Genomic DNA, 22,628 nt, shown 5'->3' on the forward strand with positions numbered 1-22,628 from the left:
CTTGGCTTTTATACCGCTGGCAATTCCGCCAACGGCCAGCGTGGGCGCACAGAAACGCTCAGCTCGGGATTAGCACCACTTTTCAGCCGTATCAGCCCCGCATAGGCGATCATCGCACCGTTATCGGTACAAAACTCCGGGCGGGCATAGAACACTTCCCCGCCGCGCTTTTTCATCATTTCAGCCAATTTGGCGCGCAATGTGCGGTTGGCGCTGACGCCACCGGCCATCACCAAGCGTTTAAATCCGGTTTGCTCCAGCGCACGTTTGCATTTGATCGCCAAGGTATCCACCACCGCATCCTCAAACGCGCGGGCGATGTCGGCACGCGTCTGATCGTCGTTACCGTTGGAGCGGATAGTATTGGCAGCGAAGGTCTTCAGCCCGGAGAAGCTGAAATCCAGCCCGGGGCGATCGGTCATCGGGCGCGGGAAGGTAAAACGCCCTTCGGTGCCCTGCTGTGCCATTTTAGACAGCATCGGGCCACCGGGATAATCCAACCCCAGCAGCTTGGCGGTTTTATCGAAGGCTTCGCCGGCCGCATCGTCAATGGATTCGCCCAATAATGCATATTCGCCGATGCCGGTAACGCTGATGAGCTGGGTATGCCCGCCAGACACCAGCAGCGCCACAAACGGGAACGCCGGAGGATTATCTTCCAACATAGGTGCCAACAGATGGCCTTCCATATGATGCACCGGCACCGCAGGCACGTTCCAGGCAAACGCCAGCGCGCGGCCAATAGTGGCCCCCACCAGCAACGCCCCCACCAGGCCAGGACCTGCGGTATACGCCACGCCGTCGATGTCCGCGGCGGTCAGGTTCGCTTCTTTCAGCGCTGCCTGGATCAGCGGCACGGTTTTACGCACGTGATCGCGGGAAGCCAGCTCCGGCACCACGCCGCCGTAATCGGCATGCAGTTTCACCTGGCTGTAGAGTTGGTTGGCTAATAAACCGGCTTGATCGTCATACACTGCAATTCCGGTTTCATCGCAGGAGGTTTCTATACCCAATACTCGCATTACATTTCCCATCATTCACGTGCGGCCGCCAGTTTACCATAATTGCGGCCATTTACCGCCACTGTACGCTATGTCGATGATTCACAACGACGCAGCGGGAACGATTAAAAACAAGCAATTCTCCCTGATTAGTCTATAATCCACGACCAATGCATAATTGCGCGAGTTTGCCGGAACGTGGCATGTTTCAATTTGCTATGGTGCTTTACAAAGCAGCATCCATTGAAGTAAAATTCCGCACCATTTTGAAAAGGCTGGCGCTTGGCCAGCAGCAAACCGAATTCCATTGAGGTGAGAGGCACATGCCGGTAATTAAAGTACGTGAAAACGAGCCATTTGACGTTGCACTGCGTCGTTTCAAGCGTTCCTGCGAAAAAGCAGGTGTTTTAGCTGAAGTTCGTCGTCGTGAGTTCTATGAAAAACCGACTACCGAACGTAAACGCGCTAAAGCTTCTGCTGTAAAACGTCACGCGAAGAAATTGGCTCGCGAAAACGCACGCCGCACTCGTCTGTATTAATCCTTCGGGGGTAACCCCACCGCGTGATTTTTTCTTTTTCAAGAACACGCAGACTGAGTAGTTGCATACGAAGGCCGTGCTTTCCGAAAGGAATGCGCGGCTTGTTCTCGTTTATAAGCAATCGAACAGGGGCTTATGGCTGGACGAATTCCGCGTGTATTTATCAATGACTTGCTGGCTCGCACCGACATCGTCGATCTGATCGACGCCCGGGTAAAGCTCAAGAAGCAAGGCAAGAATTATCACGCGTGCTGTCCGTTCCACCACGAAAAAACGCCTTCATTCACCGTTAATGGCGAAAAACAGTTCTATCACTGTTTTGGTTGTGGTGCGCACGGCAACGCCGTTGATTTCCTGATGAATTACGACAGACTTGAGTTTGTCGAAACCATCGAGGAATTGGCCACCATGAACGGGCTGGAAGTGCCTTACGAGGCAGGTACCGGGCCGACGCAGATTGAGCGCCATCAGCGCCAGAGTCTCTATCAACTGATGGAACAGCTTAGCGCGTTCTATCAACAGTCACTGCATCAATCCAACGGTGCGCAGGCGCGCGATTACCTGCAACAACGTGGGCTAAGTGAGCAGGTTATCCAGCATTTTGCCATCGGTTTTGCACCTGCCGGTTGGGATAATGCGTTAAAACGCTTTGGCCGCGACGCCGACAGCCGTGCAGCATTGAACGATGCCGGAATGTTGGTGACTAACGATCAGGGTCGTACATACGATCGTTTCCGTGAACGTGTCATGTTCCCCATTCGCGACAAACGCGGGCGGGTGATCGCCTTTGGTGGCCGCGTGTTGGGCGACGGTATGCCAAAATACCTGAACTCGCCGGAGACCGAAGTATTCCACAAGGGCCGCCAGTTGTACGGCCTGTATGAAGCACAGCAGAGCCACCCTACCCTGCAGCGTTTGCTGGTGGTGGAAGGCTACATGGACGTGGTGGCGCTAGCGCAGTACGGCATTGATTATGCCGTCGCCTCACTCGGAACCTCGACCACGGCGGAACATATTCAGCTCCTGTTCCGCGCCACCGATCAGGTTGTCTGCTGTTATGACGGCGACAGAGCCGGTCGCGAAGCGGCCTGGCGCGCGCTGGAAACCGCACTGCCTTATCTCAACGACGGGCGCCAGTTGCGGTTTATGTTTTTGCCTGACGGCGAAGACCCGGACACGTTAGTCCGTAAAGAAGGCAAAGACGCATTCGAACAACGGATGGAGCTGGCGCAGCCGCTTTCCACTTTCCTGTTCGAAACGTTGATGCCGCAGGTCGATCTGAGCAGCCCAGATGGCCGCGCCAAGCTGAGCACGCTGGCATTGCCGTTGATTACTCAGGTACCGGGCGAAACCTTACGCCTGTATCTGCGCCAACAGCTCGGCAGCAAGTTGGGCCTATTGGATGACAGCCAGCTCGACAAGCTGATGCCAAAACAGGCTGAAAATGCGAATAATTATCAGGTGCCCCAGCTAAAACGCACAACCATGCGTATACTGATAGGGTTACTGGTACAAAACCCGCGTTTGGCTACACTTATCCCTTCACTGGAAGGATTAGAGCAGACCAAGCAGGCAGGACTACCGCTGTTTGTTGAACTGGTGCAGACCTGCCTGGCGCAACCTGGCCTGACAACTGGCCAACTGCTGGAGCTGTATCGCGACAACAAATTCAGCCAGCAGCTTGAAACCTTGGCGACATGGAACCATATGATCGTTGAGGATATGGTTGAACAGACCTTTTTAGATACGTTGGCCAGCCTGTATGACTCGGTGCTAGAGCAGCGGCTGGAAACACTGATCGCCCAGGCCAGAACACACGGTCTGAGCCCTGAAGAACGTGAAGAAGTTCATTCACTGAATCAGGTGTTAGCGAAGAAAAACTGAATACCAAACGGCTTAAGTGCCGATAAATGCGAGGGTAAAACCCTGCAATATGCCGCCATAGTGGGCCGCGGCAACAACTAAAACGCCCCAAATGCTATTGTTGGCGGTTTCGCCGACCGACACCAACCCAAATACTCTGAAGTGTGGATACCGTCTTATGGAGCAAAACCCGCAGTCACAGCTTAAGCTACTTGTCACCCGTGGTAAGGAGCAAGGCTATCTGACCTATGCTGAGGTCAATGACCATCTGCCGGAAGATATCGTCGACTCTGACCAGATCGAAGACATCATCCAGATGATTAACGACATGGGCATTCAGGTACTGGAAGAGGCACCGGACGCCGACGACCTGTTGCTTGCTGAAAACTCAAACAACACAGACGAAGACGCGGAAGAAGCTGCAGCTCAGGTGCTCTCAAGCGTTGAATCTGAGATTGGCCGTACCACCGACCCGGTGCGCATGTACATGCGTGAAATGGGTACCGTTGAACTGCTGACGCGCGAAGGCGAAATCGACATCGCCAAGCGCATCGAAGACGGTATTAATCAGGTACAGTGCTCCGTAGCCGAGTACCCTGAAGCCATCACTTATCTGCTGGAACAGTACGATCGCGTCGAAGCAGGTGAAGCTCGCCTGTCCGATCTGATCACCGGCTTCGTCGATCCAAATGCGGAAGAAGACATTGCCCCAACCGCCACGCACATCGGTTCCGAATTAACGACCGAAGAGCAGAATGACGACGACGAAGACGAAGATGAAGAAGACGATGCTGAAGATGACAACAGCATCGATCCAGAACTGGCACGTCAGAAGTTCGCCGATCTGCGCGATCAGTACGAAGCGACCCGTCTGATGATCAAAAAGAACGGCCGCAGCCACGCCAGTGCAGCAGAAGAGATCCTGAAGCTGTCTGAAGTGTTCAAGCAGTTCCGCCTGGTGCCAAAGCAGTTCGACTTCCTGGTCAACAGCATGCGTATCATGATGGATCGCGTTCGTACTCAAGAACGTCTCATCATGAAGCTGTGCGTTGAACAGTGCAAAATGCCGAAGAAAAACTTCGTCACTCTGTTTGCCGGTAACGAAACCAGCACCACCTGGTTCGAAGCGGCACTGGCAATGGCTAAGCCATGGTCAGAAAAACTGAAAGACGTCAGCGATGATGTACAGCGCAGCCTGCAGAAACTGCGTCAGATCGAAGAAGAAACCGGCCTGACCATTGAGCAGGTAAAAGACATCAACCGTCGTATGTCGATCGGCGAAGCAAAAGCCCGCCGTGCGAAGAAAGAGATGGTTGAAGCCAACCTGCGTCTGGTTATCTCGATCGCCAAAAAATACACCAACCGTGGCTTGCAGTTCCTGGATCTGATTCAGGAAGGCAACATCGGCCTGATGAAAGCGGTAGACAAGTTCGAATACCGTCGTGGTTATAAGTTCTCGACTTATGCCACCTGGTGGATCCGTCAGGCGATCACCCGTTCTATCGCCGATCAGGCGCGTACCATCCGTATTCCGGTGCATATGATTGAGACCATCAACAAACTCAACCGTATTTCGCGCCAGATGCTGCAAGAGATGGGCCGCGAACCAACGCCGGAAGAGCTGGCTGAACGTATGCTGATGCCGGAAGACAAAATCCGCAAAGTGCTGAAGATCGCTAAAGAGCCGATCTCCATGGAAACGCCGATCGGTGATGATGAAGATTCACATCTGGGCGATTTCATCGAGGATACCACCCTCGAGTTGCCGTTGGATTCTGCCACCTCTGAAAGCCTGCGTTCTGCAACGCACGACGTTCTGGCAGGCCTGACCGCACGTGAAGCGAAAGTGCTGCGTATGCGTTTCGGTATCGATATGAACACTGACCACACGCTGGAAGAAGTGGGTAAACAGTTCGACGTTACCCGTGAGCGTATTCGTCAGATCGAAGCCAAAGCGTTGCGTAAACTGCGCCACCCAAGCCGTTCAGAAGTGCTGCGCAGCTTCCTGGATGACTAAGGTTCGCTGATACGGTCTGAAACCCCGGCTTGCCGGGGTTTTTTATTGCCTTTATTTCAGCGCTAAAAACAATTCACGATAGCTTGCCACCAACTGCTCCAGCGTGGCACGGTTCAGCCCGCTTGGGTTAGGCAGCACCCACACCTCGGTTTTACCGATCATCATCTCCTGACGCCCCCAAGGCGCCTTGCGGATACCAAATGCACTGCTGAATGCCTGCTTGCCGAGGATCGCCAGCGCCTGAGGCTGGCATTGCAGGATCTTTTCTTTTAATGCGTCCCCCCCCGCACGTAACTCATTGCGCGCCAACTCGCTGGCCTCAACCGTTGGGCGTTCGACCAGCATGGTAATACCACAGCCGGTATCCAGCAGATGCCGCTCTTCTTCCGGAGCCAATAAACGCTCGGTAAAACCTGCCTGATGGATCACCTTCCAGAAGCGATTATTGGCATTGGCAAAATGATAGCCATGGTGTGCAGTAGAAAGGCCGGGATTGATGCCACAAAAGACAACTTGCAGAGCGGGTGCCAGAATATCCGTGATCATGATATGTTCCGTTAAAGCATTTAGAGGGGTTATCGCAAAATCTGCCTGCAATTACAACAGGCTAGAACTGAACATAAAAGCAACATATGGTTTGAAGAGAGTAGACCTGCGTCCGGTGATTACCGTATAATCACGCCGCTTGGCCCCTTAGCTCAGTGGTTAGAGCAGGCGACTCATAATCGCTTGGTCGCTGGTTCAAACCCAGCAGGGGCCACCATATAAAACAAGGGGTTACGTTAAAAACGTAGCCCCTTTGTTTTTTCTGGGATACTTATGGGATACATCAGAGCGGTAATATGCGGTAAGTATCAATCATGCAGAAGTGAATATTGACGAATATTTAAGCCATAAGAGGTCATACTTTTCCCAATCTGTAGCACCACTAGATTCCCGAAACTGAAGAATCTTGCTATCTGTTGGCGGTGGAGAAATGGGGGTCGTGAGTACATCACCTGCAAGCGTCCAGTATCTCTTCAAGTCATCATCTCCACACAAATTAGGAATAGGGAGTGGATACTTTCCAGTCCATAGGATAGATTCTTCATAGAATCTCAACAACTTAGCTTCATGAGGTGTTTTTTTAATGCCTAAGTCTGAAACTAATTTATTTAGATAATGTTTTTTGGGTGGCTCAGTCCCTTTTTTAACAATCACTGCCTTAAGTATTAACTCAAGCGATAAACCGCACAGCATGTGGTAAACTGGCCTGCATGCAACCCCCATAGAAAAACCTGAGCTTAGACCTAGAGATTCCACAACTTCCGTGTCTTTCAACTTCATGACATACCAAAGTGCACCAGCAGACGCATGTAAGTCCGACGCTCGATTATACCAATGGTTTGGATGGTTCCTTTCTTCCGCTAACGCTGGCCTATCATTTAGCCACTCCTCAGTATCACTATATTCGTCCATTAAAAAACCTCCATTCGTTAAGGCGTTCAGTATCCAACATGCACCGTGTTGACCGATTGTATCGGAAAAATGAACACCGTCGGTGTCATAAAAACCTTGCTATTGAATGTTCACCTGTACGGAGGCTTGTCTTCATAATCTGCTGCGGTAACACTCTGTGGTTACATTTTATCCTCGAACATACGGACATTAGCCTGACAATGAGCTATGCTCACTTCCCCCTAAATATCTTCAATAAAACCATTACGTTTAGTCCTTGAAAAATATTGAATAGTGAGTTAAGAATGGAATCCAATACTTACAACTACACCCTAACGGACCTCCTTTGCCTAATGCAGATTGATCGGCCAATAGATCATATCAAAGCTGTTACTGAATGGGCGGAGCGTGAAGTCATGTCAGGCAACGGTTCCGAAACATTGCTGATTCTTGCTGCACTGAGTCTTGATAAAACACTAGATGAATACGAGGTCATGCTTTATCTTGATCGTTATCTTATCGAGGTAGGGATAAGCTATCCAAGCAGAGAATTGAGCGCTCTGATATGGCTTAGGATCCAGCTTTGGCAACTAACCCATTCAGAAGATGCAAATACGGCTGAGTCTCTTTTATATTTATTTGTAAAAACATACTTCTGGTTCGGTCCGCGTTTTTTCTCCAAAACGTGTGACTATCTCAATTGGCTTTATTACAGCATCTTTGATGATTGTAGCGATCTTTACCCTTCCGAGGCCTCTAAAATGACCGAGGCTGATATTCTTTCTTATATCAGAAAATATGTCGCCCCATTTGAACGCATATTATTTAATGACGACTGGCTAAACTTTCTGTCAAAAAAATAGTTTTTAGGGTAACTGATGGCCACAGTCTCCATCCCCACATTCAGGATCCAGCATGAGAAAAACGTTAAGAACCAAAATGATCCAGGTTTGTGATGAGAAAATCCGTACGAAGGGAGATAACGTTGGGCTCTCGTTTTATGCCTTTTTTACCAACAGAAATGACGATCCTGAACTACTGATGGAGGCCGCCAGTTGGTGGATCAAAGACATGAAGCTGGATCACTTTGAGAAAGCGGTGAAAATAAAGGCGCTGGTCGAATCGATGGGGGAATAACGTTAGGAAAGATAAGCCGCCCTACTCAGCGGCTTATCGCTTATTGAGCCATCACATCAGCCTCAGATCGCGCGCGGTGCGATCCACCGCGCGTTTGGTTTTCTCCAGCAGTTCGTCGATCTCACTGTGCTTCGCCACCAGCGCTGGCGCCATGATCATCCGCCCTGCGGTGGAACGGATAATCACCCCCTCTTCAAAACCATAAGTCCGGCAACGCCAGGTAATATCACTTTGCGGCGGGTTTTATCCTCGGTACCGTTGGCTGTCATTTGCACGTATGAGCCGTGAGGCTTGGTAGACCAAATAAGTGGCGAACAACGCAGCAATGCACGCAGATGACCCCAACCAAAATCCCGGAAGCCGATTATTCCTGATTATGACTGGATCATATTTGGGGGCAGGATCAATATCACTGACTCTGGCGCAATGGGTTGAAGAACATGGCGTGATGCTGGAATTTATCAAGCAGGGTAAGCCGGCACAAAACGCGTTTATCGAACGGTTTAACAGGACATACCGGACAGAAATACTGGATTTTTATCTGTTCAGAACCCTGAATGAAGTACGAGAAATCACGGAGCGCTGGCTGACCGAATATAACAGCGAGCGTCCGCATGAACCCGTGAATAACCTGACACCGGAAGAATACCGGCTGATGGCTGAAGACCCGAAAATCTCAAAAAGTGCGTGGAGCTAAAGCTGGGATACTTACAGTAGCTGTAACTTTAAACGATTGGTTAGTCGGCATTAACAGTGACTGCATACTCTTTGCTCGCAACTTTCTTAATGCTTGCCGCTTATAATGCCCCACTAATTTAGGGCTAATAGAGAGCATTTGAGCTATCTGTTTGTAATTAAATTCCATTAAAATGCCATCTAGTATCTGCCGCTCACGTAACGACAAAAATTTAGCTGCTTTTTTATCAGTTGCAACAACTGCAGACAGATTATTGATAATAAAATTATTAATCTGCCGAGCGACGAATGACATAGAGCGTTGTGTGTCAATAAACGCAATCTGACTCCTGGTTTCCCGTAGATATTCCACCAACCCGGAGTTTCTGTATATATCCATAATGACGAGAACTCGGTGCTGTCGATTTTCTTGGTATATCATGTTGATTAACGACAGAACATCCATTACGGTATAATCAGCACCCTGCAAGGAGAGGATTATCAGATTGGGTTTCTTTACTGAGAGTAAATATAACTGGCATTGGCGAATTTTTTCCGTACTACATACTCTGCAACTTGAGGGTAAAAGATTAATTAACCCAAATCGGGTAAATTGGCACGGGTGCAAAATAGTAGCATACTCGACAGTCATTTCTAAAACCTTAAATATTCTATATACTTTCTACAGCAGACACCTTTAATTGGTATCATTAAGAACAGGGGAGGTCATTAAATAGCAAAAAGTTGGATGATGACCTGCATTTTATGCTCAACGTATTCGTTTTCTAAACCTAACTCTTAGTCAATGAAATTATTAACTTCAAGCAAGCCAACCAGGTCTATTACGTTATTTATTTTCAGCTTTCCTAATATATTTCTCTTGTGAGAGCTTACTGTTTTTTCGCTGATATTGAAAAATTTTGATATCTCATGGTTTTTAAGGCCTTTAGTTAAAGCGATCGCAATAGAAACCTCACGTTTTGAAAGCTGGCCAAACACACCAGGATGAACCTCTTCATTATCATGATTGTAATTTGGAAAGCAGTTAATATCGTTAAAAACCAAGTTGATAGCATTCAGCAAAATTTCAAATGAGTATTTTCTAGAAATAAAACCATTGGCTCCCATTTGAGAAACCCTACGTGAGTAAACTCCCTCACTCCTTCCCGAGTAAACCAGTATTTTAGTTTTTACATATTCCCTTCTGATATTGGCAATCACCTTCATGGTTGACATGTTCATATCAGTGATAATCAACCCTGGTTTTTCTTTAGCGATCTCCACAAAAAGATCTGAATTATTTTCAGAGCCACCGGAAACCCGCATGCCTAATCGGGTGCTGATTAGCATCGCTAAAGAATCACGGACTATAGGATGCTCATCAATAATATATACTGATGAGTTAAGCTCTGTATTCATAGTGTTCATAAAAACATTCTCTGCAAAAATATCACTTAAAAATAAACAGTCACTGATTTTGTTAAGGAACAGCTAACTCCTTTGAACTCTTTACTGATAATTGATATCAATAGTTGCCGTTGCATTTGCAGTTCCACTTCGGGAACTCTGTGCATTAGTTGTTCTATAATAGTTAGCCGTAAATCGAATAACATCCGAGGTCACGCTACCCACCGCATCACCAACGGCAAGTGCAGCAGAGGTGTTGGCCACACCAAATTTAACTGGTTGATATTGGCCGCTGGACTGTCCAAAAGGTAACGCGTTGAGTTGAAGAGCAAAACCTGTTGCCACATTCGTGCCGCTTAATGCGATCAGCCCGCGTGTATTGCTAGGATCATGGATGGTATCCGGTAAATTGGCATTGACTCGATAGGTAACCGCTGTTTTCGGCAGACAGCGCAAACCGATCTGGAATGGTACCGGTGACGTGGTTGCTCCTACACTCTGACTGGCAAAATCGGAGGAAACCCGGTTACCCATGTTCACTGATTTATACAGATCGCTGGAAACGATGCCACAGGTGCGCACCGAAAAATTTACGTGGTCAACATATAAGGCGAAATAAAAGTCATCATAAACGGTTTTGTCGCTGCTGGTATAATTAACCATCCGAAATCGCATATAGTGCAGAAGCCCGCCTGTTCCCCAGTTAAACGAACCGGCTGCGGCATTAGCCGACTGATACCCCTGAAAACCCACATTCTGCACCCCGAGATCCCGCATGGTAATCACCACCGGATTTGTTGGTGTTGCGTTAGCCGCCAGAATAAAAGGTGTGCCCAGAGTATTAGTACCTGGAGCACCGGTAAACCAAGTCTTCTGCCCGGCCGGGCTGGTGTACCACATTTCCGTCGAATAATAATAGTTACCGTTACCAAAAGCCGTGGTCATCTGCATATTCGGATAACCTTTAGTGGTATAGCGTGTATCTGGAGCCAGGTGAGTTTGTAATACCGGGGTAACCTGCACCGGGGCCGTACAGGTCAGGCTCCATGAGGCACTGCCGGAATTCGAGGTCGTGTTGGCATAGGTAGTATTAGTTGGGCTAGGGTATTTACCGTCATTGACGCCAACAATACCCTCAGCTGAGGGGATCTCTACGTTAGGACTCAGCGCGGGGATACCCGGAGTAAAAACACAGGCGCGAACGGCCAGTGCCTGTTGCGGTAACAGGCCAGACAACAGTGTGATAAGCAATAATCTTATCGCACGTTCATTACGTATAAATTTCAAGGGAAATAGTTTCATTTTTGCTCTCTGGTCGCTTGTTTCACGGCTTTGCATGGCAGGGCCAATTGGCGAATACCGCTAGTTTTGTCAGCCTGTTTCTCTTTAGCGAAATGATAACGAATCTGGCACTGACCGGTTAAATCAGACCGCCAAGTGACAAGCAACAGGCCATTATCATTTAAGCCACTGGCATACATAATTCCACTCTGACCAACCATACCGATACTATTGCCATTCTCATCCGTAACCACAGCCCCCATAGGTAAAGGCTCACCGTCTGGTGTAGTACTTTCGATGAATGCCTTATTGCCTGCACGGGTATCGAATTTCACTTTGACCACTGCGCCACTGTAAGGCACAACTTTGCTGCCACTGCTTAAAAGTTCAGTATTCTCAGACATGCCTTGCGGATCGATATTAATAGTATTGCTGCGATAGGCGCTAAGATAAGGCACAATCGCATAACCAAAACGGTCAATAGTTAAGCCTGGAATATTTTCTACTCTGGCACCGGCGGCATCTTTGGCTTCTACCAGTGCCATAGACTCTGCCGCATATTGCCCCAAAGTCAGCCCACCAGAATGAACCACCGCAGAACCGGACATCCCCAAGGCATATTGGCGGAAGTTTTTTCCTTGGCTGGCTGACGCTGAGGCTTGACCCTGGGAGTATCTTTTTGCCATGTTCCCGGACACGGAAGTTTGATTGCGCGAATCAGAGCTGGCCGATAATCCATAATTAACCGCATTGTCCTGACCCAGTGAGCCATTCAGACCTAAAGTAGTTTGCGATGAACCATCACTACTGGTATTAAGATTAGTGTTAACACTATGGTATCCATTACGTTCATTACCAAAGGGCACGCTGAATGTCAGCATGTACTGGTTTTCACTTTCACCAGCATTATTATTGGTTCGCGAAATAGAAGCGCCAATATTAATGTTTTTTACCATAAGGGAGTACCCGGCCTGATAGTTATTAAACGAGCCTGGCTTATCCCAATGTGAAACGATTGAACCAGATATGAATAGGTTACCGTAATCTGCAACTTGTTGATTAACTGCCAGTTCAAAACGCCCTTTCTGCCGTAGAATATGGTTATAACCCTGCTCTCGCTGCTGTGCGGCTTCATTAAAACCATAATAGCCCTTATCAGAGTATCGATAGGTCGCCAGTGATAAAAACGTCTGGCTAGCTTCAAAAAGCTTACTGTGAGAGGCTTTCACACTCCAGCCTCGGCTATTACCCGAGGGCAAATTTGCCGATGAGCCAGTAATATCTAATCCCAGTGCACCCAGACCGGTATTGAAGGCTGAACCCACGACGGCAGACTTATAATTTTCTGACAGTTGACTCCCCGTATAGGCTGTTACACGATTGGATAACCCACGGGAATAGAGTGCCTGCACAAATGTCGGTTTGTCGCGTAAAATCTGATTATTCAATTGGCCAGCGGTGACGGAATAACGGGAGTTATTTTCACGCAACAATGATGCTATCGAAGAATAAGGCACAGAGAATGTCTGTACCGTACCATCAGTTTCTGTAACAACAACATCCAGTTCACCACCAAATCCTGTAGGGTACAGATCATCAATCTCAAAAGCACCGGGGGCTACGGTTGTTTTGTTCAGCAAGACACCGCGCTGACTGATCTGCACCAATGCGTTGGTACGGGCTACGCCACGCACGACAGGTGCAAATCCCTGTTGTGAGGCTGGCAGCATACGGTCATCAGAAGCAAGTTGGATGCCGCGAAAGCTCAGACTATCGAAATATTGCCCGGAAGTATTATACTCACCGGCAACCAACAGCCCTTTAAAGCTGGGTAATGGGCGCTGTAGATAGCTGTTCAACGTTGTCCATTTGCTAATGCCATTATTACTGGTACTGTAGTTGGAGTTATTTCTCAGTTGCCATAAACCCAAGTTGATACCACTATTGAATACAGTAAAAAAGTTAGTATTGGTGAGTGACCGCGGGTCACCGTTAATTCGGGATTCATAATAGTTTGCATTATAGTTGATAAACCCCGCATTAATACCGGCATCCCACAGTTCTTGGCTAACGCTCCCTTGAGACTGACGTTGCAAGTAAGCCTGAGGGATAGAAAAATCCACTGCCAGATCGGGTATGTTTATCACATAGCTGGCTGTAGGGATCAGTGACTCCAGTAATACACAACCGTCGTGCTCTGAAGCAACAGAGTTGCTATCAGCTTTAATATCCAACAAGCTGATGAGTTCTTTACTCAAACAGACCACTTTTTTGTCGGCAATATCTTTAATAAGCAGGGTTACATTACCCACAAGCTTTTTATTAACCAGGATAGACATACTATAGCTACCCGGTGTAATATCATTGCCATAGGCAAAACGCGCGACATCAACCGTTTCTGAACCCACTAAAAAACTCGAGTTATATAAGTATGACTGGCCCTCTGAACTGCCCTGTGATAATTCTGTTGTATCAGCGGCCCAGGCCGACTCTCCCAGGTGCATATTGACTAACAATAAAGCCAGAACAACTTTAGTTGTTGAGTTAGTGTTATCACTGGCGTTTTCTTTACTTAGCCGATCCATAGGAAGATAATGTATCCTTATATAAAGTGAAGTGGTTCATTAAAGCGTTGCGCTATATTCCTTTGCTCCGCCTTGATCGTTAATGAGAAAATAGCTTAATGTCACTGGCTGTGTACTTTCAGGTACTTTAACTTTAGTACTCAGGGAACCGAAGGGGGCGATCATGCCAAAACTCTGTAATGAAACCATTACTGGCTTATTATTCACCATAACGTTAACCTGAGAGAATGATAAGTGGTAAGGTGATGGGTTCTTACAACTTAACGCCAGCATCTGTGAACTCTCTTTTTTGCCAGTACACTGCATCTGTTTAGCCAAATCGTCTGTTTTTGGCGTCGCGAGTTCTGCTGGGCGATAAAACAGCTTTATCCGACTTCTAAATGCCAGTTGCAAACTGTTTTCTCTATTCTTGGCATCTGTTGGTGGAATTTCAAAAACATTCACCCAAAATACCGACTCCCTGTCTTTAACAGATATGCTGCCATTATAAATTATGCGTAACGTCTGCCCCTGCTTTGGCTCCATGCGGAACATTGGCGGCGTAATAACAAATGGCGTTTTAGGCATCTTGGCTGACATGGTTGAATTACCATCATCAACCCAGGCTTGTACTAGAACGGGTAGATTATTATCATTTTCAGTGCGCAAGGAAACTTCTTGTTTATCGCCAGGAAAAATAACACGCGTACCGTGCAAAATAACGCTTGCCTGTGCATAGGTTGCGTAGCTACTGAATACTAACGCTAGAATTGCAGATAATTTTCTTTTGTTCATATTACTCTCATGTATAACTAAGTGAATATATTATTCATGCTTCATATTGCCTTATATTGGCTATGCGAGCCCCCCACTTACATAGTTGACTATGCTGCTGAGAGCTCACAAGTTTGCCGCCGTTATGCAACTTGAATATTGTGAGTATAGAGAGGGGATTCCCCCCTCTATAATAAATTAACTCTTTTACTGATAGGACAGAGTGTAAGAGACTTCTGAGTTTGCAGCCCCTGTGGTGGCTTCACCGGTGGCATAAAAGGATGCCACGTACTCCAGCGTCGCATTACCGCCAGTCAGCGTAACATAGCTTGACGCTGGAATAGCGCCGTTGACCGGCTGTGGTACACCCATGCTGTCATACAGTGCGATTTCAACGTTTTCGGCTACAGATGATGAGTCCAGAAGCAGGCGGCCAGCAAGGGTACCCAGCGCAATAGATTCAAAACGAGCGGCAACCGCAGTAGTTCCACCGGTACACTCAGTCAGTACCAATGAAAAGTTTTTCGCACCAGCAGTCTGCCCGCTAGCTGCCAGGGATGACGCTGGAACATCGCCAAGAGGGACTTGCTGTTGGCCAGGCGTTCCACCGTTAATGGAGCAGGTATTTGCAGTGATGTTACCGGTGAATTTAATCTGACCATCTGCAGCAGTTGCAAAATGAGAGACGCCCGCTAAGATGAATGACAGTGCTAATGCAATTTTTTTCATTTTAAATACCATTTATTGAAGTAAAATTCCCTATAATCTATTGACTAGATCATATTCATATGAGTAATTCCGTAGTTAACTATGGAATATTAAAGACCCAGCATTCTGATAAAGCGGAAAGCACTTAACCTTGAATGCCTGACTATAATAGTTATCTTGTCCTATTTGTGTATAGCTATGAACCACCCATTTTATGGTGGGCCTTTTCCTGATTTTACCTAAGAAATTACTTAGTTAATAATCGGAGTAATGTCTTGCCGTATAAGTGCATTACTGTTGCTCTCTTACTTATGCACCAGTTATCCTCATATTCATTGATAAGCATTGATACTTGGAGTACAGGATAATAGGTATACTGTAATACGATTTACTCTGTCCATCATTGATTCTTCACGGGTTATCACGATCACACAATTTATTAAACACAGCTCTTATCAAGGCTAATAAAGCGGCCACTATAGATAATAAATTTCTCACCTTGCTGCTTGATCGCCGGATTGACCAAGCTATCCCCTGGACGCAGGTAAAAGGTGTTTCCCTCTTCATCGCTACTGTTACAACCCGGCTTGAGTAGTAGCTTGAAGTAGGTATTTCCGCTGTTAGTCAAAATGCCACGCTGAGGGTCTAGCTTGTAGGCAAAATTGATCTCCCTTGGGCGCACCACCAGAATGGTATCCATCACCACAATCGGCTCCAGGTTAGCGCCAGCCTTTTGCCGGCGCAGTACCGCAGGTGGCGGAGTTGGTACTTCCCGGAAAGAAACCCGGTAGTATCGCTCGCGACTGTCCTGCGGGCCACGATAGAAAAACTTGTAATACTCGGCTTGCCCGGCCTGCAGCGTTAACTGCTTAGGCGCAAACAACAGTTCACCATCCGCGGGTCGGCTATTGATTTCATGCTCCCCAGGGCGATCGATGGCGCGGATAGTCACCTGGTAGAAACGTGCACTTTTATTGTTATTCAGCACGCGCTTGGCGGTGAAGTTCTTATCCTGCCCCATCGCAAAAGTCAGTGAGCCAACATTAATTGCCATGGCGGTAAAGGGTAGATAACACAGCCAAAACAGTAGAGTTCTCATACATGCTCTCTAATTAATATTACGCCAGGTTGCTTTAACATGGATCTCTCCAGAGGCACTGACGTCCCCATACCAGCCGCTGCCGTCTACTGCTTTCAGCGAAATTCTATCATTCATCGGGATGCTGAATTTCACCTTGGTTTTGTTCAAAATCCCGACATCTCCAGAAATATCGTTCCAGGGAGTGCTATTCCATAATGCATTGGTCATGTCGTGCCACTGACTGTCGCAACCGGCGGCATATGCCTGCTGCGCACCGCTGCTGGTTGTGATACTCAGTATCGCCGGGAACGGGACTCGTGTAGCCCCATCAGCGGAAGAGAAAATGCAGTAATTGTGACCATTGATGGTTTGAGTGGGGCCGGTCGCCATAATCTGTACCTGGTCTGCGGCGGTTTTACCACTGGTGGTGACAACATAACCAAACTCCAACGGGGGTTCTGTGGGGCCAACATAACCTTCACGTTGCGGTTGGTAGTCAAAATCATCGGAAATGATGCTGATACCGAAATCACGGGGCTTGATGATCAACTGGGTAGAGGCGGAAAACTCATACCAGCCAGACTCCGGTGAGGTGCTGTTATAAAAGCGGAAGTTGATCAGATCCTGCATACCACTATCTGACATACCCAGCTTTACCATCTGTTGGAAAAAATTACTGGAAAAGAACACATAAATAGCATGGCTGTTTTTCAGTTGGTCGAAGACGTAGCCGAGGTTATTGTTGTAGTTGAGTCGCCAAGTGTTGCCATCAAGACTATATTGCAGATCGTATATGCCATTAAGGGGTAACGCAGTCATCGCCGCCCCCAGTGGCACGTTATTGATCGACGGGAACACGTTGATCGAGGTATTGCTGACGCTACCATCGGTTTGCAACGTGTAGGTGACCATTTTGCACATCACACCATCTCTTCGATAAAGACCCGATCCGATGGTCTGAGTTTTACAATCGGCATTGCCCTCACCAAGGGTGGGGATGCCATTGCTGTTGATAAACACTTCCGACACCGCATCGGTATTGATAAATCGCAGATGCGCCCCCTTCTTGTGGGTAACGGTGCGGGCGTTCCAAAGACCGCTAGTCTGATCCTTGCAACGACCACCTTTAGTGGCATCGTAGGGGATACTGGTCTGGCAACCGTTAACTTGCATGCTGAAGCTGGCACCTGGCGCCATTTGTTGCAGGTACGAATAAAAACTGGGTGACATCATCCCTTGCATCCACATCCCGGCATTAGGATATGGAACTCGTACGCCATAAAACCCCTTGCTATCGGTAAGTGCTGGCAGTATCAGGCTGGTATCAAGATTGCAGCCTGTGTACCAGTTGATACAGCGCAGGCCAAGCAACGGGTTGGCAACCGGGCCATTTTCCAGCCACATATCAAAATAATAGTTAGGCACCGCCGACAGCAGACCGTCATTATATCCGCTGGAGATATACCCCAGACTTTGCTGATAATGAGTACCAGAGCTGCCAGATTTCAACCCAGTCCACTGGTTAGCCCCGGTCAAGCGCGGATCCAGGCCAGCGGCTGGAGTAACGAAGAAGTTGTTATCGTTGTTGTTTTCGACAAACACAAATGTCATCGGGGCGGCCGCAGCCCGGTTCTCGACGGTTACCGCATTCGCGGCCCCACAAAACCACCATAGCCCACATAGTGCAGCGATTAGCCATAACTTAGCCTTCATAACCAACCTCCTCGGCCTGCCGACTGCTGACGTAGGTTTTCAACCCGTTACAGACAACGTCACCGACCCAGATCGCCCCTTGCGCCTTACTCAGGTCTAGTCCTACTTCACAGGTTTGATTACCGCTATGGGTGAAGTCGATCACCGGGAACTTTTTGTCGATATCCATAATAAATCCGCCTTGCTCGTCGGTGCGGGTTCGGCCGATATGGTTCTTGATATAAGCATTAGCCAGTAATGTGCCGTCTTCGGCCTTGATACGGCCAAAAACTGTGACCATCTGTTTGATTTCTGGTGAAATTACCGCCACATTGCCGGGATAGAGCGTCAGTTTACTTTTGCGTTTGGTGACAATATCAAAGCTTTCCGCCGAGTTTTTATTGTTCATCAGCTCAATCTCATATTGAGCATAGGGCGATAAAGGCACATAGTTTTTATTACCGGTCAGCTTGACGTTACGGCCATCAACCCGTGCAGTGAGCATCCCTTCATTCTCAATGCCAGTATTGAAGATCACCCCGGCACTACCCTCGTTATGTCCGCTGGCGGCAATATTGCGTCCCTGCCACCCCACGCTGCCACTGGCAGTCAGGTTGCTATTGACGTTACCGTCTGCAGAGCTGCTGACGTTGAGCGTGCCCGTTGAATATTTGGTATCAAAGCGCGCGTAACCGCCGCCATTAAAGCTTTTATCCAAGTTGGTATTGCCGGAAATAGCCCTTGAAACGTTGGCGCCCACACTGCGAATCGCGCCATCACTGAACTCTTTACGGGCGGCCAGGTTTGCCGTGGTGTAACCATTCTGATTGGAAAAACCGGCGCTGAACCAATTACCCAACGGCAGCGAGAATTCCAGAGCAATATATTTACCCGTGTTAGGGTTGGAATTATTGTTACTGAATCGTTGTATGCCTGTACGCAGGCCCAGTGAGCCAAAGCGCCCGGAATACAGCGTTTGGTAATAATCGATATTGTAGTAATGACTGCCATTTTTTTTGTCGTTGTTATAACTGGCACTCAAGCTACCCAGGTGAGGCACTATCGTCCCCAGATTCAAGGTTCCCCCCCAGGCACGGTTATAGACGTCGTTTTGCAATAGTCTATTACCGATCACCCGCTTTTCCTGGTTAACCCAGATAGAGCTGAATCCCCCAGGGAGGCGAGCGCTGGCGTTAACAATCAGGCTCCATGAGTTATCTGTGGCGACCATATTCTGCGCGGTGAACTGGAATACTTCGCTCATCGGTACCACGATGCGCCCTTCCGCCACCGTATTGCGCTTGAAAGAATAACCCGCTAGCGCCCAATTCGTCTGATGCACGTTGGCGGTGGCAGAGGCACCGATCAGGTACGAGTCCTGAGCGAACTCCTGGCGGTTGTTTTCACCTCGCCACTCATCCATATGTATCAGGCCACTCCAGACCTGCCATGACAGAGGTGCATTGGCCGCGCTACCTGGGCTGAACAGTTTATTAATCCGTTGCATGCGTTTTTCAGTCACCCGGCCATTGATCACCACCTCAACTTCGATGTCATAAATACCGTATGGCAGATTGCCGGTATCTACCTCATGGCTGCCCATGGTGAAATTCTGCACGCTCAGCAAGCGACCATCTCGCGATAAATGCACTTCGCCAGCCGAAGACAAAAACGCCACCACCGGCGTCAACGACTGCGAGTTGTCAAACTGGGTTGAACTGGCTCGGTTGCCGTAGGACAAACCATAGATTTTACCGGCGTTGATCGTGGTCACCGGTCCTAATGACTGCAAATTCCAGCTATCGAGCATGCCAGCCGCCAGCCGATGGCCTGCGAAGTCACGTTCATACATCGCCTTGTAGATCGTAACATTCTCATTGCTGCTACCTATGCCATACAGCGAACCATTAACCTCAATATGATGTTCACGCAACGCGGTCACACTGTTGAGTGACAGATAGCTGGAGGTAAAACCTTCACTGGTTTTTTTACGGTTGTCATACACACCAAGGTTGTAATCCAGCGTGCTGCTGATTTTGTCAACGCTGGAGGCGCCGATATCGCTGGAGCGCGCGCGCAGCGCTGTTCCTATTGCCGACTCACGCACGATCAGTTGCAGATTGAGCTGACGGAAATCCAGCATCAACCAGGCATCTTCTGCAAGCTGAATGCGTAACTGTTTGTCGAATGCCGCATTTTGCAACGCATCGATCTGTTTGATGGTGGCGATGGCTAATTGCGTACCATCGTCGTTGTCTTCTAACACGATCTGGCGGATTTTCAATTGCCCCTTGTCCAGTAACAAAAATGCGTGGCCGATACGCTGATCGGTTTTGGCGGTACTGTTTTTATCGAAGTGCAACATCAAGGGAATGCTCATCCCTTCATTCAGCGCCAGCGCAAACGTCTGCGGGATCAGTACACCATTAATTTGCGCCAACTCTGCGGCCATCACTGACTGAGTGGGTATTATTACCGCCGGTAAGACAGTCACTCCAGCGGTAATCAATGTGTGCAATAGCACCTGATCCAACGCTCGTTTCATATCCAGATCCTTGAATATTCTGATGGTTCCATCCCTGGCGTGTTATCAAGTTTATTTGACAGGAATGAACAGCTCACCGTGCCACAATCCCACGTGGCCTTTTTTATCCTCGGTATTCACTTTGCTTAAAGTGCGCTCCTTGCCCGGCATCAAAAAATAGTTTTCCTTGCAGTCATTAGCCGTTTTCTGGTCGCGGCAAGGACCATAGGCAACCAACTTAAACGTGCTATTACCGGTATTTTTGATACGGCCATGGTTGTACTGATAGTTAAATTTGTCCTGGCGTGGCGACACTACCAAAATAGTGCCGATACGTGCTGAGGTGGTGGCTACCGCATTACGCTTAGACGAATTTTGCCCAGCTTCGCTGAGCGCTTGATCAAACCAGATAATGCGGTAATAGCGCTCTTGGTCATCGCTCGGGCCTTTATAGTAAAAACGGACCACATCCTTGGCATTAGCTGGCAATACCATGCTGGCCGGTGTCAGTAATATTTCGTCCGGTGTGGCCATCGGGATCGCGGTACCGGAGTCTAACGGACTGGATATACGTTCAATCTTGATATTGACCAATCTGCCGCTATCAGTGGTGTTTTTAATTTCTTTGCTTAACTGTGATTGTTCGCTTGGTATAAATGAACTGATATCGCCTACATCCAGTGCCATAGCAGAGTGGCATAGTAGCAAGAGTGAAACGGCAAAATGGATACGTTTCATTCGTTATTCCATATAGCTGATACGAAGAAATAAAGCAGGGAATGCCCCTGCTTTATTAGTGAGAAAAAGTTAGGCATCAGTCCAGGTGGCGTTAAATTCGACGCTCACATCGCCACTCCAGATACCTTCTGGCAGCGTACTGTAGTCAGTCACATCACTGGTACCGTCGGTTGTCGCACCGATGATGCTGAAGGTGAACTGATCCTGTGCACTGGCGCGGCCTGCCTGATCGAAAGTATTGGACAACGCACTCAGGTTGCCACCCAAAGCACCACTGGCAGTGTCAATCATGGTGGTTTCATTCGTTGTATCTACCACTGCGCCGTTGTAAGTAACGCCAACGGTCAGAGTTGAACCGGAGGTATCCAATTGGGTCAAGGTGTTAGCAACCACTCTTGAGGTCAATTTAAAGTCGGTAGCTGCTGTGTCCCCTGCGATAGTGACATCAAACAGACCTTTCTGACTGTTAAAGCCCTTGATACCTTCAGCGTATTGGAAAGACAAACTGCCAATCGGAGTAACAACCAGTTGGCTGGTCGTATCTTTCTTGGCAGTGGCAGACCAGGTCGCTAAAGCCTGAGCAGTCACATCAACTGCCTGGGCAGTGCTAACAGCGGCAAATGTAGAAACAATAGCCAGAGCCAGCGCGATTTTCTTCATGTCAAAATTCCTTTCAACTTAACAAATTGTGATGCCACTCTCTTAAGAGTGACGTGTCCTTTTTCTTCTGACAGCCAATAAAGAAACCCTGGTATCGCTGGCGGAAGAGATGCCATCAGCCAACCTCTTGCATGAATTTTTTAGCTGGCCTAGTTGACGAGAAATATCTTAGCCACATCAATCAAAGAAATAACCGTAATTCCTTACTTCATTTAAATTAAGTTTTTAATTCTGATAATTATAATTAATTAAGGTTTTCCATAGAAAACATTGACTCCACCTACCGCATATCAGGCTTCACCGTGATGTATCACTCACGGTTCGCGACTAACAAAAGAGACGTTGAGATTGCGTTGAAAAACACAGATTAGTTTTTGAGCTTTCCATTCACTATACGACCAGGGCTTTATAGGATGGAGATGCCATCTCTCTGACATTCAGACAACTTCTCGTGGCGAGCATTAGTTAACCAATGGCATAACCATCGAAAAGTCGTTTTGCCATTATGACGAGTTACCTGCCTGTATTAT

General features: G+C 48.0%; 20 protein-coding genes, 1 tRNA gene and 1 pseudogene. 7 read left to right on the plus strand and 15 right to left on the minus strand.

Annotation, left to right across the window (positions count from 1 at the left end; translation table 11 throughout):
* Window positions 1–8: 8 nt before the first annotated feature.
* Window positions 9–1,022: a tRNA (adenosine(37)-N6)-threonylcarbamoyltransferase complex transferase subunit TsaD gene (gene tsaD, locus ACX1CU_RS20510; RefSeq protein ID WP_459402872.1), complete on the minus strand. Its 1,014-nt coding sequence runs from the start codon at window positions 1,020–1,022 to the stop codon at window positions 9–11.
* Between the two features lie 302 nt (window positions 1,023–1,324).
* Here tsaD and rpsU point away from each other — a divergent pair, with 302 nt between their 5' ends.
* The 3 genes from rpsU (at window position 1,325) to rpoD (ending at window position 5,420) form a co-directional block, all read left to right on the plus strand.
* On the plus strand, window positions 1,325–1,540 hold the full coding sequence (gene rpsU / locus ACX1CU_RS20515; RefSeq protein ID WP_001144069.1) for a 30S ribosomal protein S21: 216 nt from the start codon (window positions 1,325–1,327) through the stop codon (window positions 1,538–1,540).
* 135 nt (window positions 1,541–1,675) lie between these two features.
* Window positions 1,676–3,424 carry a DNA primase gene (gene dnaG / locus ACX1CU_RS20520; protein WP_459400065.1) on the plus strand — a complete coding sequence of 583 codons (1,749 nt, stop codon included), beginning with the start codon at window positions 1,676–1,678 and terminating at the stop codon, window positions 3,422–3,424.
* Between the two features lie 157 nt (window positions 3,425–3,581).
* Window positions 3,582–5,420: an RNA polymerase sigma factor RpoD gene (rpoD, locus tag ACX1CU_RS20525; protein WP_459400066.1), complete on the plus strand. Its 1,839-nt coding sequence runs from the start codon at window positions 3,582–3,584 to the stop codon at window positions 5,418–5,420.
* Window positions 5,421–5,471: 51 nt separating this feature from the next.
* Here the strand turns inward: rpoD and mug are convergent, their stop codons facing one another.
* Window positions 5,472–5,966 carry a G/U mismatch-specific DNA glycosylase gene (gene mug / locus ACX1CU_RS20530; RefSeq protein ID WP_459400067.1) on the minus strand — a complete coding sequence of 165 codons (495 nt, stop codon included), beginning with the start codon at window positions 5,964–5,966 and terminating at the stop codon, window positions 5,472–5,474.
* Window positions 5,967–6,107: 141 nt separating this feature from the next.
* Between mug and ACX1CU_RS20535 the strand changes: the two genes are divergently transcribed.
* Window positions 6,108–6,183: transfer RNA gene (locus ACX1CU_RS20535), tRNA-Ile, on the plus strand.
* A 95-nt stretch (window positions 6,184–6,278) separates the two neighbouring features.
* Here ACX1CU_RS20535 and ACX1CU_RS20540 read toward each other — a convergent pair.
* Window positions 6,279–6,878 carry a HEPN domain-containing protein gene (locus ACX1CU_RS20540; protein WP_459400068.1) on the minus strand — a complete coding sequence of 200 codons (600 nt, stop codon included), beginning with the start codon at window positions 6,876–6,878 and terminating at the stop codon, window positions 6,279–6,281.
* Window positions 6,879–7,162: 284 nt separating this feature from the next.
* Between ACX1CU_RS20540 and ACX1CU_RS20545 the strand changes: the two genes are divergently transcribed.
* Together ACX1CU_RS20545 and ACX1CU_RS20550 are read left to right on the plus strand one after the other, a co-directional pair.
* Window positions 7,163–7,720 (plus strand): hypothetical protein, encoded by a 558-nt coding sequence (locus tag ACX1CU_RS20545; protein ID WP_459400069.1) that lies wholly within the window; start codon window positions 7,163–7,165, stop codon window positions 7,718–7,720.
* Window positions 7,721–7,772: 52 nt separating this feature from the next.
* On the plus strand, window positions 7,773–7,994 hold the full coding sequence (locus ACX1CU_RS20550; protein WP_459400070.1) for a DUF6500 family protein: 222 nt from the start codon (window positions 7,773–7,775) through the stop codon (window positions 7,992–7,994).
* Window positions 7,995–8,045: 51 nt separating this feature from the next.
* Here ACX1CU_RS20550 and ACX1CU_RS20555 read toward each other — a convergent pair whose 3' ends face one another.
* A complete protein-coding gene (locus tag ACX1CU_RS20555; protein WP_459400071.1) occupies window positions 8,046–8,180 on the minus strand; it encodes a hypothetical protein in 135 nt (44 codons plus the stop codon).
* Between the two features lie 208 nt (window positions 8,181–8,388).
* On the opposite strand from ACX1CU_RS20555, the pseudogene ACX1CU_RS20560 reads away from it, so the two are divergent.
* A pseudogene (locus tag ACX1CU_RS20560) lies at window positions 8,389–8,691 on the plus strand (integrase core domain-containing protein); the annotation flags it as partial.
* On the opposite strand, the gene ACX1CU_RS20565 reads toward ACX1CU_RS20560, so the two are convergent.
* From ACX1CU_RS20565 to ecpA, 11 genes are all read right to left on the minus strand, one after another.
* Window positions 8,671–9,321 (minus strand): LuxR C-terminal-related transcriptional regulator, encoded by a 651-nt coding sequence (locus ACX1CU_RS20565; RefSeq protein WP_459400072.1) that lies wholly within the window; start codon window positions 9,319–9,321, stop codon window positions 8,671–8,673. The pseudogene ACX1CU_RS20560 and the gene ACX1CU_RS20565 overlap by 21 nt on opposite strands.
* Before the next feature lie 146 nt (window positions 9,322–9,467).
* Window positions 9,468–10,097: a LuxR C-terminal-related transcriptional regulator gene (locus ACX1CU_RS20570; protein ID WP_459400073.1), complete on the minus strand. Its 630-nt coding sequence runs from the start codon at window positions 10,095–10,097 to the stop codon at window positions 9,468–9,470.
* A gap of 81 nt (window positions 10,098–10,178) precedes the next feature.
* Window positions 10,179–11,378: a fimbrial protein gene (locus tag ACX1CU_RS20575; RefSeq protein ID WP_459400074.1), complete on the minus strand. Its 1,200-nt coding sequence runs from the start codon at window positions 11,376–11,378 to the stop codon at window positions 10,179–10,181.
* Window positions 11,375–13,942, minus strand: coding sequence for a fimbria/pilus outer membrane usher protein (locus ACX1CU_RS20580; protein ID WP_459400075.1), 2,568 nt, complete (start codon window positions 13,940–13,942; stop codon window positions 11,375–11,377). Before ACX1CU_RS20580 ends, ACX1CU_RS20575 begins: the two co-directional genes overlap by 4 nt.
* Before the next feature lie 39 nt (window positions 13,943–13,981).
* Complete coding sequence (locus ACX1CU_RS20585) at window positions 13,982–14,716, minus strand: fimbrial biogenesis chaperone (protein WP_459400076.1); 735 nt, start codon at window positions 14,714–14,716, stop codon at window positions 13,982–13,984.
* A 186-nt stretch (window positions 14,717–14,902) separates the two neighbouring features.
* The gene (locus tag ACX1CU_RS20590) at window positions 14,903–15,424 is read right to left on the minus strand and encodes a fimbrial protein (protein WP_459400077.1); all 522 of its coding nucleotides are present in this window, start codon (window positions 15,422–15,424) and stop codon (window positions 14,903–14,905) included.
* Between the two features lie 418 nt (window positions 15,425–15,842).
* A complete protein-coding gene (locus ACX1CU_RS20595) occupies window positions 15,843–16,502 on the minus strand; it encodes a fimbrial biogenesis chaperone (RefSeq protein WP_459400078.1) in 660 nt (219 codons plus the stop codon).
* A 9-nt stretch (window positions 16,503–16,511) separates the two neighbouring features.
* The gene (locus ACX1CU_RS20600; RefSeq protein ID WP_459400079.1) at window positions 16,512–18,197 is read right to left on the minus strand and encodes a fimbrial adhesin EcpD; all 1,686 of its coding nucleotides are present in this window, start codon (window positions 18,195–18,197) and stop codon (window positions 16,512–16,514) included.
* A complete protein-coding gene (locus ACX1CU_RS20605) occupies window positions 18,187–20,721 on the minus strand; it encodes a CS1-pili formation C-terminal domain-containing protein (RefSeq protein WP_459400080.1) in 2,535 nt (844 codons plus the stop codon). Before ACX1CU_RS20605 ends, ACX1CU_RS20600 begins: the two co-directional genes overlap by 11 nt.
* 51 nt (window positions 20,722–20,772) lie before the next feature.
* Window positions 20,773–21,438: an EcpB family pilus assembly chaperone gene (locus ACX1CU_RS20610; protein ID WP_459400081.1), complete on the minus strand. Its 666-nt coding sequence runs from the start codon at window positions 21,436–21,438 to the stop codon at window positions 20,773–20,775.
* Between the two features lie 69 nt (window positions 21,439–21,507).
* Window positions 21,508–22,098 carry a common pilus major fimbrillin subunit EcpA gene (gene ecpA / locus ACX1CU_RS20615; protein ID WP_459400082.1) on the minus strand — a complete coding sequence of 197 codons (591 nt, stop codon included), beginning with the start codon at window positions 22,096–22,098 and terminating at the stop codon, window positions 21,508–21,510.
* Window positions 22,099–22,628 lie beyond the last annotated feature (530 nt).

It is taken from the genome of Serratia sp. D1N4 (genome assembly GCF_054552755.1).